At 72.8% G+C, this 11,761-nt stretch carries 9 protein-coding genes; 4 read left to right on the top strand and 5 right to left on the bottom strand.

The genetic code is table 11. From position 1 onward, the window contains the following. Positions 1–98: 98 nt before the first annotated feature. Entirely contained in the window at positions 99–689 is a 591-nt protein-coding gene (locus FJK98_RS27295; protein WP_145921519.1) for a hypothetical protein, read from the top strand. Next, positions 682–2,892: a bifunctional polysaccharide deacetylase/glycosyltransferase family 2 protein gene (locus tag FJK98_RS27290; RefSeq protein ID WP_145921518.1), complete on the top strand. Its 2,211-nt coding sequence runs from the start codon at positions 682–684 to the stop codon at positions 2,890–2,892. Before FJK98_RS27295 ends, FJK98_RS27290 begins: the two co-directional genes overlap by 8 nt. A gap of 12 nt (positions 2,893–2,904) precedes the next feature. Here the strand turns inward: FJK98_RS27290 and FJK98_RS27285 are convergent, their stop codons facing one another. From FJK98_RS27285 to FJK98_RS27265, 5 genes are all read right to left on the bottom strand, one after another. Next, positions 2,905–3,084 (bottom strand): DUF6104 family protein, encoded by a 180-nt coding sequence (locus FJK98_RS27285; RefSeq protein ID WP_088645992.1) that lies wholly within the window; start codon positions 3,082–3,084, stop codon positions 2,905–2,907. 78 nt (positions 3,085–3,162) lie between these two features. Further along, positions 3,163–6,936: a multifunctional oxoglutarate decarboxylase/oxoglutarate dehydrogenase thiamine pyrophosphate-binding subunit/dihydrolipoyllysine-residue succinyltransferase subunit gene (locus tag FJK98_RS27280; protein ID WP_145921517.1), complete on the bottom strand. Its 3,774-nt coding sequence runs from the start codon at positions 6,934–6,936 to the stop codon at positions 3,163–3,165. 300 nt (positions 6,937–7,236) lie between these two features. Then, positions 7,237–8,061: an ABC transporter permease gene (locus tag FJK98_RS27275; RefSeq protein WP_145921516.1), complete on the bottom strand. Its 825-nt coding sequence runs from the start codon at positions 8,059–8,061 to the stop codon at positions 7,237–7,239. Continuing rightward, a complete protein-coding gene (locus tag FJK98_RS27270) occupies positions 8,058–8,990 on the bottom strand; it encodes an ABC transporter ATP-binding protein (RefSeq protein ID WP_145921515.1) in 933 nt (310 codons plus the stop codon). The genes FJK98_RS27275 and FJK98_RS27270 overlap by 4 nt, the downstream gene beginning before the upstream one ends. A gap of 150 nt (positions 8,991–9,140) precedes the next feature. Beyond that, a complete protein-coding gene (locus tag FJK98_RS27265) occupies positions 9,141–9,806 on the bottom strand; it encodes a hypothetical protein (protein ID WP_145921514.1) in 666 nt (221 codons plus the stop codon). A 200-nt stretch (positions 9,807–10,006) separates the two neighbouring features. Between FJK98_RS27265 and FJK98_RS27260 the strand changes: the two genes are divergently transcribed. Further along, complete coding sequence (locus tag FJK98_RS27260) at positions 10,007–10,786, top strand: GNAT family N-acetyltransferase (RefSeq protein ID WP_145921513.1); 780 nt, start codon at positions 10,007–10,009, stop codon at positions 10,784–10,786. Then, a complete protein-coding gene (locus tag FJK98_RS27255; protein WP_145921512.1) occupies positions 10,783–11,703 on the top strand; it encodes a 1-acyl-sn-glycerol-3-phosphate acyltransferase in 921 nt (306 codons plus the stop codon). The genes FJK98_RS27260 and FJK98_RS27255 overlap by 4 nt, the downstream gene beginning before the upstream one ends. Positions 11,704–11,761 lie beyond the last annotated feature (58 nt).

The raw sequence follows: 11,761 nt of genomic DNA, 5'->3' as shown, positions 1-11,761 counted from the left end.
CCGACCGGCTGAGCAGGAAAAATGCGCCATTCGAAGAATCGAAGCCCATGGGCGCGCTCGGTGGTCGGCCGGCTGTCGATCCACATCGTATCAATGACGTGACGGTGATCGATGGGCCGACCGTGCTGCTCGACCGCACCGACGGCCCCACCGCGTTGATCGCCGCCGTGCCTCCGCCGGTCCCCGTCTTCGTCGACCCCAGCGGTCGACGCCACTCCCGGCTGCGCTGGCTCGCGTACGCCCTGGGGCTGGTGGTCCTGATCTACTCCGGGCTGGTCGGGGTCAGCTTCGCCGGGGGCATCGCCCCGCACGCGGTGCTCCCCTTCGTCGACGAAGCCGCGCAGCCCGAGCGGTCGTCAGCGCCGGCCCGGCCGGCCACCACCACCCCCGCCCCCGCCCCGACCACCGGCACCGTGGCACCGACCGCCGCCCCCCGGGCACCCCGGGGGAGCGGGCCGGCCGTCGCCCCGGTCACCCCCTCCGTCACCCCCGGCACCGCCAGCCCCTCGCCGTCGCCGAGCGCCAGCCGGTCGCCGAGCCGCAGCCCGGCCACCTCCACGGCGTCGCCCCGGCCGACCCGGTCGACGCCGCAGGCCACGACGCCCAACCCGCCGACGCCCACCGACGAGCCGCCCGCCCTGCCCGACCCGCTCCCCGGCGGTGCCGACGGCGTCCGCGTCGATGGTTGAGCCGGCCGGCCCGGCAACCCGCCGTCGCGTCCCCGGATCGACCCGCCGTCGTGCACCCGGGCCGGCCCGGCGGCGGCGGGCGGTGCCGCCGCCGAGCGGAATCCTGCTGGGCACGGTGCTCGCGCTGCTGGCCGGTGTGCTGCTGGTCGGCGCCTACGCCAACGCCTCCTTCGCCCCGGACCGCCGGGACAGCGTCGCCGGGCAGCGGGAGGTGCCCACCTCCGTGGTGACCGGCGGGCCGATCATCAGCGCCAGCAGCGAACTGGTCCGCTCCTACCGGCTGCCGTCGCGCACCATCGCGTTGACCTTCGACGACGGCCCCCACCCGGTCTGGACCCGCGAGGTGCTCAAGGTTCTGGACGCCCACCAGGTCAAGGGCACGTTCTTCGTGCTGGGCTCGCAGGTCGCCCGGCACCCCGAGGTGGCCCGCGAGCTGACCGACGGCGGCCACCAGCTCGGCGTGCACACCTTCACCCACCCCGACCTCGCCGAGCTGCCGGCGTGGCGGCAACGCCTGGAGTACGCCCAGACCCAGCTCGCCGTGGCCGGGGCCACCGGGACGCGGACCTCGCTGGTGCGCTTCCCGTACTCGTCGCATCCGGGCGCGATCGACAACCGGGACTGGCCGGTCGTCACCGCCGCCGGTGACCTGGGCTACCTGACGCTCCTCAACGACACCGACAGCCAGGACTGGTCGCTGCCCGGGGTGGACCGGATCGTGGCGAACGCCGCCCCCGACGGCGACGAAGGCGCGGTCACCCTCTGGCACGACGCCGGGGGCGACCGGTCGCAGACCGTCGCCGCCCTCGACCGGTTCATCCCGATGATGAAGGAACGCGGGTACCGGTTCGTCACCGCGACCGAGGGGCTGAACCTCGCCTTCGCCGCCGCCGGGGTCGACCACCGGATGGACGCCGCCACCCCCGCCGGCACCGGGGAACGGTGGCGCGGCCGGACGCTGATCTGGGCGGTCCGGGGCGCCGACAGCACGCTGACCGTGTTCGGCGGCCTCTTCGTCGTCGTCGGGCTGCTCACCGTGGGTCGTACCCTCGTGCTGTTCGTGCTGGCCGGGCGGCACGCCCGACGGCGGCGGGCCAAGGGCTGGAGCTGGGGGCCGCCGGTCACCGCACCGGTCTCGGTGATCGTCCCGGCCTACAACGAGAAGGAGGGGATCGCCGCGGCGGTCCGCTCCCTGGCCGGCGGCGACCATCCCGGCGGGATCGAGGTGATCGTCGTCGACGACGGCTCCACCGACGGCACCGCCGACATCGTCGACGCGCTCGGCCTGCCCAACGTCCGGGTGGTCCGCAAACCCAACGGCGGCAAGCCCAGCGCCCTGAACACCGGCCTGGCGCTGGCCCGGCACGACCTGATCGTGATGGTCGACGGGGACACCGTCTTCGAGCCCGACGCGGTCCGCCGGCTGGTGCAGCCCTTCGCCGACCCGCAGGTCGGCGCGGTGGCCGGCAACGTCAAGGTCGGCAACCGGCGCAGCCTGATCGCCAAGTGGCAGCACATCGAGTACGTCATCGGGTTCAACCTCGACCGGCGGCTCTACGAGACGCTGCGCTGCATGTCGACGGTGCCCGGGGCGATCGGCGGCTTCCGGCGGGAGGCGCTGCGCTACGCCGGGGGGATGACCGACGACACCCTCGCCGAGGACACCGACATCACCATCGCCCTGGGCCGGGCCGGCTGGAAGGTGGTCTACGAGGAGACCGCCCGCGCCTGGACGGAGGCCCCGGCGACCATGGGGCAGCTCTGGAAACAGCGCTACCGGTGGAGCTACGGCACCATGCAGGCGATGTGGAAGCACCGGCGCTCGGTGCTCGACCGGGGCGCGTCGGGCCGGTTCACCCGGCGCTGCCTGTTCTTCCTCAGCCTCTTCGGGGTGCTGCTGCCGCTGCTCGCGCCGGTGATCGACCTGCTGGCCCTGTACGGCCTGTTCTTCCTCGACCGCAAGGCCACGGCGGTGGCCTGGCTGGTCATGCTCGGCGTGCAGACCGTCACCGCCGTGGTGGCGTTCCGGCTGGACCGGGAGAAGCTCGGGGTGCTGTGGGTGCTGCCCCTGCAACAGTTCGTCTACCGGCAGCTGATGTACCTGGTGATGGTGCAGGCGGTGGTCACCGCGCTGACCGGCGGCCGGCTGGGCTGGCAGAAGCTGCGGCGTACCGGCCTGGAACCGGCGGTACGCAACGGCTGACCGTCGCCGGGATCAGTCCTCGTCGAGGTCGTCGAGGCGGGCCAGCCAGGTGGCGAAGCGCTCGACCGGCGTCTCGAACTCGGGGTTGAGGTCGACGAAGTCGCGCAGCCGCTCGCCCAGCCACTCCAGGGTGACCTGCTCGTCGCCCCGCCGCTGCACCAGCTCCTCGATCCCACGATCGGTGAAGTACACCGTGCTCCTCGTTCCTCGCTGACGGGCCCGGCCCGCGCCCTGGGCAGGGGCGGGCCGGGTGGGTCGGTACGGATCGGGTCAGGGGCGGGGCAGCGCGGCGTCGATCAGCGCGGTCTGCTCCACCTCGTGCATCTTGGCCGAGCCGACCGCCGGGGCGGCGGCGGCCGGCCGGGAGATGCGGCGCAGCCGGACGTCGGTCAGGTGCTCCAGCAGGTTGAGCGCGACGAAGCTCCACGCCCCCTGGTTGGCCGGTTCCTCCTGCACCCAGGCGAAGTCCTCCGCGTTCGGGTACGCCGCCAGCGCGTCCCGGATCTCCTGCACCGGCAGCGGGTAGAGCTGCTCGATCCGGATGATCGCGGTGTCGGTGACGCCGCGCTCCTGACGGGCCTGGAAGAGGTCGTAGTAGACCTTGCCCGAGCAGAGCAGCACCCGCTTGACCTGCTCCGGGGCGGGCGCGGCGGTGTCGGCCAGCACCGGGGCGAACGTGCCGGTGGTGAAGTCCTCCACCGGGCTGACGCAGAGCTTGTGCCGCAGCAGCGACTTCGGCGTGAACACCACCAGCGGCTTGCGCTTGGGCGACAGGGCCTGGCGGCGCAGCAGGTGGAAGTAGTTCGCCGGGGTGGTCGGGATGGCCACCCGCATGTTGTCCTCGGCGCACATCTGGAGGAACCGCTCCGGGCGGCCGGAGGTGTGGTCCGGGCCCTGCCCCTCGTGGCCGTGCGGCAGCAGCAGGGTGACCGCGGAACGCTGACCCCACTTCACCTCGCCGGAGGAGATGAACTCGTCGATGACCGACTGGGCGCCGTTGACGAAGTCACCGAACTGGGCCTCCCAGCACACCAGCGCGTTGACGTTCTCCACCGAGTAGCCGTACTCGAAGCCCATCGCGGCGTACTCGGACAGCAGCGAGTCGTGCACGAAGAAGCGGGACCGCTCGCCGTCGGCGGTGAGCGACTTCAGCGGCAGGTGGTCCTCGCCGGTCTTGGCGTCGACGATCGAGGCGTGCCGCTGGACGAAGGTGCCCCGGCGGGAGTCCTGGCCGGCGAGCCGGACGGTGATCCCGTCGTGCAGCAGCGCGCCGAACGCGATGATCTCGCCGTACCCCCAGTCGATGTTGCCCTCGACGGACATCTTGGCCCGCCGGTCGAGCAACTGCTGGATGCGCTTGTGCGGGGTGAAGCCCTCGGGCAGGTTGACGTGCGCCTCGCCGATGGCCTTGACCACGGCGGCGTCGGTGGCCGTCTGCACCTGCGGCTCCGGCTCCTCCTGGCGGCTGGGCCGGCCGACCTGACGCGGGGTGGTGGCCGCGTCCCGGGTGGCCTTGAAGACCCGCTCCAGCTGCGACTGGTAGTCGCGCAGCAGTTCCTCGGCGTCCTCGACGGTGATGTCGCCCCGGCCGATCAGCTCCTCGGTGTAGAGCTTGCGGACCGACCGCTTCGAGTCGATGATCTTGTACATCTGCGGGTTGGACATCGACGGGTCGTCGCCCTCGTTGTGCCCGCGCCGGCGGTAGCAGACCATGTCGATCACGACGTCCTTGTTGAACGCCTGCCGGTACTCAAAGGCCAGCCGGGCCACCCGGACCACGGTCTCCGGGTCGTCGCCGTTGACGTGGAAGATCGGCGCCTGGATCATCCGGGCCACGTCGGTGCTGTAGAGGCTGGACCGGCTGTACTCCGGGGCGGTGGTGAAACCGACCTGGTTGTTGACCACCACGTGCACGGTGCCGCCGGTGCGGTAGCCGCGCAGCTGGGACAGGTTGAGCGTCTCGGCGACGACCCCCTGCCCGGCGAACGCGGCGTCACCGTGCACCGCCAGCGGCAGCACGGTGTAACCCTCCAGCTTGAGGTCGATCCGGTCCTGCTTGGCCCGGACGATGCCCTCCAGCACCGGGTCCACCGCCTCCAGGTGCGACGGGTTCGCCACCACCGACACCTTGACCGAGTGGTCGCCGTCCGGGGTGGTGAACTTGCCGTTCTGGCCCAGGTGGTACTTCACGTCACCCGAACCCTGGGTGGACCGCGGGTCGAGGTGCCCCTCGAACTCCGAGAAGATCTTCTCGTACGGCTTGCCGACGATGTTGGCCAGCACGTTGAGCCGGCCCCGGTGCGCCATGCCGATGACGACCTCGTCCAGCCCGTCCTCGGCGGACGCCTCCAGCACCTCGCCGAGCAGCGGGATCAGCGACTCGCCGCCCTCCAGCGAGAACCGCTTCTGGCCGACGTACTTGGTCTGCAGGAAGGTCTCGAACGCCTCGGCGGCGTTGAGCCGGTTGAGCACGTGCTTCTGCTCATCGGCGGCCGGCTTCTCGTAACGGCGCTCGATCCGCTCCTGGATCCAGCGGCGCTCCTCCGGGTCCTGGATGTGCATGTACTCGATGCCGAGCCGCCGGCAGTACGAGTCACGGAGCACGCCGAGGATCTCGCGCAGCTTCATCCGCTGCTTGCCGGCGAAGCCGTTGACCGGGAAGGTGCGGTCGAGGTCCCACAGGGTCAGCCCGTGCTGGAGGACGTCCAGGTCGGGGTGCTTGCGGATGGTGAACTCCAGCGGGTCGGTGTCGGCCATCAGGTGGCCCCGGACCCGGTAGGCGTGGATCAGCTCGTGCACCCGCGCGGTCTTGTTGATCTGGCCTTCGGAGTCGACGGCCACGTCCCGCACCCAGCGCACCGGCTCGTACGGGATGCGCAGCGAGGTGAAGATCTGGTCGTAGAAGCCGCGCTCGCCGAGCATCAGCTCGTGCATCACCTTGAGGAACTCGCCGGACTGCGCGCCCTGGATGATCCGGTGGTCGTACGTGCTGGTCAGCGTGATGATCTTGCTGACCGCCAGCTCGGCCAGGGTCGCCTCGCTCATCCCCTGGTACGGCGCGGGGTACTCCATCGCGCCGACCCCGATGATCGCGCTCTGCCCCTGCATCAGCCGGGGGATCGAGTGCACCGTGCCGATGCCGCCCGGGTTGGTCAGCGAGATCGTCGTACCGGAGTGGTCCTCCATGGTCAGCTCGTTGCGGCGGGCGCGCCGGACCACGTCCTCGTACGCCTGCCAGAACTGCCGGAAGTCCATCTGCTCGCAGCCCTTGATGGACGGCACCACCAGGTTGCGGGTGCCGTCGGGCTTGGTCAGGTCGATGGCGATGCCCAGGTTGACGTGCTCCGGGCGGACCATCGCCGGCTTGCCGTCGACCTCGGCGTAGGAGTTGTTCAGCTCCGGGTGCTCGACCACGGCGCGGACCAGCGCGTACCCGATCAGGTGGGTGAAGCTGACCTTGCCACCGCGCCCCCGGGCGAGGTGGTTGTTGATCACGATGCGGTTGTCGACCAGCAGCTTGGCCGGGACCGCGCGCACGCTGGTGGCGGTCGGCACGGACAGCGAGGCGTCCATGTTCTGCACGATCCGGGCGGCCACCCCGCGCAGCGGCGTGGTGCCGGCGGCGCTGGCCGTCGGCGCCTTCGCCGCCGGCTTGACCGGGGCGGCCTTCTCCGTGGCCGCCGGCTTCGCGGCGGACCTGGTGGCGGTCTTCGCGGCGGCCGGCTTCGGCGCGGCGGCCGGCTTGGCGGTGGCGGCCGGCTTGGTGGTGGCCGTCGCCGCCTTCGCGGCGGGCCCGGTCGCGACGGTGGCGACCGGCTCCTGCTGCTCGGCCGGCTCCGGCGTCGCGGCCGGCGCGGCCTTGCCGTCAGCCGGACGCGGGGTCGCGGCGCCGGGGGCGGGTCGGTAGTCGGCGAAGAAGTCGTGCCAGGCCGAGTCGACGCTCGACGGGTCGGCGAGGTAGCGCTGGTACATCTCCTCGACGATCCACTCGTTCGGGCCGAAACCCGCCAGTGGGTTCTCCTGCGAAGTCTGCTGGGTCGACACGGCCGGTAATCGCCTCTTTCACGCGGGTTTGTGTGTCACGCGGTGTCCGCCGTCGTCCGTACGTGCGCGTGGACGGGAGACGGCTCCCAGGCTACGCCGTGCAAATACGATAGGCATTTCCACCTCCGGGGGGTGGGCGGTTTCACAGAAGATGTCGAAAGTCAATCAGCTCTTCGTGTCCCGCCGACTCCGTACCGGAGTGGGTGCGGGCGGAGTGCCGCCCGTCCGGGGCCGCCCGGAAAAGGCACCGGCCCGGCGCGACGGGTCGTCACGCCGGGCCGGTGCGGAGAACGGGTCGGGTCAGGAGATGTCCCGCCGCCGCATGGTGAGGGTGCCGATCGCGCCGGCCACCACCGCGTACCCGATGAGGACCACCGCACCCGCCCAGCGCGGCGGGTTGCCCGGGATCTCGGTCCCGCTGACCATCAGCGACGACGCCAGCGACGGCACCAGCACCTGGAGGTCGTTGATCCAGTCGCCCCAGCGGTTGGCCAGGATGCTGATCGCGATGGCCGCGCCGACCGCGCCACCCAGGTAGAGCAGGATGCCGGTGACCGTGGCGCCGATCTGGCTGCGGATCAGCACCCCGATCCCGACGCCGAGCACCGACCAGAGCAGGTACGCCAGGCCGTTGAGCGCGGTGGCCCGCCAGACCGCCCCGCTGCCGAGCTGGGAGCCCAGGTCGACGCTGTTCATCACCAGTGCCCCGAAGGCCAGGTTGAACACGGTGGTGACCAGCCAGAACAGCACGGCCAGCACGGCTGCGGCGGCCAGCTTGGCCAGCATCACCGCCGTCCGGTGCGGCACGGTGAGGAAGGTGGTGGTGACTGTCTGGTGGAAGAACTCACTGGTCACCACGATGATGCCGAGCAGCATCACGATCATCAGACCGAAGAACTGCCCGTTGGTGTAGACGTTGGCGGCCAGGCTGTCCACCGACTGCACGGCCTGGATCTGGTCGGCCTGGTCGGCCGGCACGTCGCCGAAGTTGTTGCTGGCCAGCGCGTCGGTCTGCAACCAGTTGATCAGGGCGGTGAGCGCCCACAACGGCACCGTGATCAGCCCGAAGATCCACCAGGTGCTGGTGGTACGGATCTTCAACAGCTCGGATCGGACCAGGTTCATCGGATGCCCGCCTTCCCGGCCGTCAGCTCCAGGAACACCCGCTCCAGGTCGGGTCGTTCCGGGGTCAGTTCGTGCAGCTCGACCTTGGCGGCCAGCGCGGCCCGGCCGATCGCCGGCGCGTCCACCCCGCTGACCAGCAGCACGCCGTGCTCGCCGGTCTCCACCGTCGCGGACTGCTCACGCAGCGCCACGGTCAGCTCCTCGGCCTGCGGGGTGCGCACCCGCACCCGGCCGCCCTGCGCCATCGAGCCGAGCACCTGCTCCACCGGGCCCTGCCGGATCAGCTTGCCGGCCGCGATGATCACCACGTCGTCGGCGAGGAGCTGCATCTCGGACAGCAGGTGGCTGGAGACCAGCACCGTACGCCCCTCGTGGGCCAGCCCCTTGAGGAAGCCACGCATCCACCGGATGCCCTCCGGGTCGAGACCGTTGGCCGGCTCGTCGAGGATCAGCACCTGGGGGTTACCGAGCATCGCGGCGGCGATGCCGAGCCGCTGCTTCATGCCCAGCGAGTAGCCCTTGAACTTGCGCTTCGCCGCCGGGGTGAGCCCGACCAGTGCCAGCGCCTCGTCGGCCCGGCTCCTGGGCAGGCCGGCCGCCGCGCAGATCACCCGCAGGTGGTTGATGCCGGTACGGCCCTTGTGCGCGCTGGACGCCTCCAGCACCGCGCCCACGTGCCGCAGCGGGTCGGTCAGGTCGGCGTACCGCCGGCCGCCGATGGTCGCCGTGCCACCGGTCGGGGTGACCAGGTTCAGCAGCATCCGCAGGGTGGTCGTCTTGCCCGCCCCGTTCGGCCCGAGGAAGCCGGTCACCCGACCGGACTCGACCGTGAAGGACAGGTTGTCGACCGCCCGGACGTTCTTGTACTGCTTGGTCAAACCGGACACGACGATCTGGCCGGTGCTGGGGCTCCACTGCCCGTCGGACATCGTTCTCCTCCCGTGCGGCGGCGCGCGGGGCACCGCGTTCTGCGACGCCGTTGCGGAATGCGCCGCTGCCAGCCTTGCTGGTCAGGTCAAGTTACGCCATCAGCCCCGGTCGGTAGGCCCTGCTCCGACTCAGGCAGGAGCGGGTCGTCCTCAGGGACGAGGCTCGGCAGGCAACGCGACCCAGGTGGCGCGGGCCCGGCCCAGCAGCCCACCGGCACCGTCGTAGAGGCTGGTACGCACCACCGCCAGGCGTCCCTCGACGGTGTCCACCGCCCCGGTGACCACGTACTCCCCGCCCGGCTCGGGCAGCGCGTCCAGCGTCACGGCGAGCCGGCCCAGCACGTACGGCCGGCCCGGGGCGATCACCGCCCAGCCCCCGGGGCAGTCCAGCGCCGCCCACACCGTCGGCGCGGTCACCCGCACGGGCGTCCGCCACGGCGCGGCGGTCCGGCCGTCGGGCAGCCGCCCGGGGTAGATCCGCAGGCCGTCCGGGTGCTCCGGGCCGCAGACGTAGCAACCGGGGAAGGGGTGGTCCACCAGTCCCGGGTAGCCGGCCGAGGCGGCCCGCGCGGTCGCCGGGTCCACCGGGGGCACCGGGGCAGGCGGAGCACCGGCCGGGCGTACCTCGGCGACCAGGTGCCCGTCGGGGTCGCGCACGTCGCCGTCGGCGAGGGTGAGCGGGGTGTCCAGCGGCGGCGGGCGACGCAACGTCACCTCGACCGGCCCGTCCGCGCCGTACGCCCCGGCGAAGATCCCCGCGCTCCAGCCGCCGTTGCCCGTGCCGGGCGGCCCCTGGTACCGCGCTTCGATGATCATCGCCCCTCCGCCGTGTCGTCGGCCCGGCCGACCGCCGGGCGCCCGCAGGCAGCCTCGCACGCGCCGGCCACCCTTCCAACCGCCCCACCGGCCCCGTACGCCACCCTGGTCACGCCGCCGACCGATCCCGCCGACCGGCGTTCACCGGATCGACACCCGTCCCCGGGAGGCCGGCAACCCGGGGCACCTACACAGGTCCCATGGCTGTTCTGCATGCCGCTGGCGCACCCCTGACGACCAGTGGATACACCCTGCTGATCGCCGACGACCCGACCCAGGTCGCGGCCGCGCAACGCCTGCGCCACGAGGTGTTCGCCACCGAACTCGGCGCGACCCTGCGCCCGGGTGCCGCCGGGCTGGACACCGACGACCTCGACGTCCACTGCGACCACCTGATCGTCCGCGAGGAGCGCACCGGCGCGGTGGTCGGCACCTACCGGCTGCTGCCCCCCGGCCGCACCGACCGCCGGTACGCCGCCGGCGAGTTCGACCTGACCCCCCTCGACCCCCTGCGCGACCTGCTGGTCGAGACCGGCCGCTCCTGCGTGCACCCGGAGCACCGCACCGGCGCGGTGCTCAACCTGATGTGGGCGGGACTGACCCGATACCTGCACCTGCGCGGGGTGAACTGGCTGGGCGGCTGCGCCTCGGTGCCGGTCGGCGACGGCGGCCGGGCCGTCGCCGAGACGTGGGCGCTGGGCCGGGCGGGGCACCTCGCGCCCCCGCTGATGCGGGTCCGCCCGCTGCGGCCCTGGTTCGCCGAGCCGGGCGCGGCGACACCGGAGTCGGCCACCGGGGACCCCGCCGGGCGGGCGCTGATCCCCCCGCTGGTCCGTGGCTACCTGCGGCTCGGCGCGTGGATCGCCGGGGAACCGGCGTACGACCCGGACTTCCGCTGTGCCGACTTCTACCTGCTGTTCTCGCTGGACCGGATGAACCCGCGCTACCGCCGGCACTTCATGGGCGGGGTGACCCGGTGAGCGCCGAGTTGTGGCGGCCGACCGCCGGCTGCGGGCCGGACTGCCTGCCGGGGGAGGGGCGGGCCGGGGTGTCGCCGGTGCGGCAGGTGGCCCGGCTGCTGGGCGTACTCGGGATGCTGCTGGCCGGGGCCGGGATGGCCGTACTGCTGCCGGTGGTGCCGGCGGCGCGACGGGCGGCGGTGCTGCGGGCCTGGGCCCGGCGGACCACCGGGGTGCTCGGGGTGCGCCTGGTGGTGCGCGGGCGGCTGCCCCGGCGACGGGCGCTGCTGGTCGCCAACCACGTCTCCTGGCTGGACGTGCTCGCGGTGCTGGCGGTAGCGCCGGCCCGACTGCTGGCCAAGCGGGAGGTGCGGAGTTGGCCGGTGCTGGGGCTGCTGGCCCGCGCGGGTGGCGCGGTCTTCGTCGACCGGTCGCGCCCCCGGGACCTGCCGCGCACGGTGGCCCGGCTCGCGGCGACCCTGCGCGCCGGTCACCCGGTCGCGGTCTTCCCCGAGGGGACGACCTGGTGCGGCGTCGTCCCCTCGGCCGACTGCCGGCCGCGCCGGGGCTTCCGGCCGGCGGTCTTCCAGGCGGCCGTCGATGCCGGCGCCCCCGTCGTGCCGCTACGGATCAGCTACCGCTCTGCTGCCACCGGGGCGACGACCACCACCGCCGCCTTCCTCGGCGACGAGACACTGTGGCGTTCGGTACGCCGGGTGCTGGCCGCCCGCGACCTGGTCGTCGACGTCGTGGTGACCGCCGCCCTGCACCCGGTCGCCGGCGCGGACCGCCGGGTGCTGGCCCGGGCCGCCGAGTCGGCCGTGCACCTGCTCCCGCCCCGCCCGACTACCAGCCGTCCCGCCCCGGCCCCCGTGCCCCCGGCGTCGTCGCCCCGGCCCGTGCCGGCCGCCGGGACGGCCCTCGGCCTGGCCGCCTGACCCGCAGATCAGGATCGCGCTCCCCGCGATCGCCCTGACGCGCGCCCCGCGATCGCCC

Source organism: Micromonospora sp. HM134 (assembly GCF_007833915.1).
In the GTDB taxonomy this organism is placed as follows: domain Bacteria; phylum Actinomycetota; class Actinomycetes; order Mycobacteriales; family Micromonosporaceae; genus Micromonospora; species Micromonospora wenchangensis.
This window is presented reverse-complemented; position numbering and strand designations above follow the sequence as displayed.

What these genes read in the sequence shown, in the direction of transcription:
- FJK98_RS27260 (WP_145921513.1), top strand. Translation starts at nt 10,007, where the DNA reads ATGGCTGTTCTGCATGCCGCTGGCGCACCCCTGACGACCAGTGGATAC.
- FJK98_RS27270 (WP_145921515.1), bottom strand. Translation starts at nt 8,990, where the DNA reads ATGTCCGACGGGCAGTGGAGCCCCAGCACCGGCCAGATCGTCGTGTCC.
- FJK98_RS27265 (WP_145921514.1), bottom strand. Translation starts at nt 9,806, where the DNA reads ATGATCATCGAAGCGCGGTACCAGGGGCCGCCCGGCACGGGCAACGGC.
- FJK98_RS27290 (WP_145921518.1), top strand. Translation starts at nt 682, where the DNA reads ATGGTTGAGCCGGCCGGCCCGGCAACCCGCCGTCGCGTCCCCGGATCG.
- FJK98_RS27275 (WP_145921516.1), bottom strand. Translation starts at nt 8,061, where the DNA reads ATGAACCTGGTCCGATCCGAGCTGTTGAAGATCCGTACCACCAGCACC.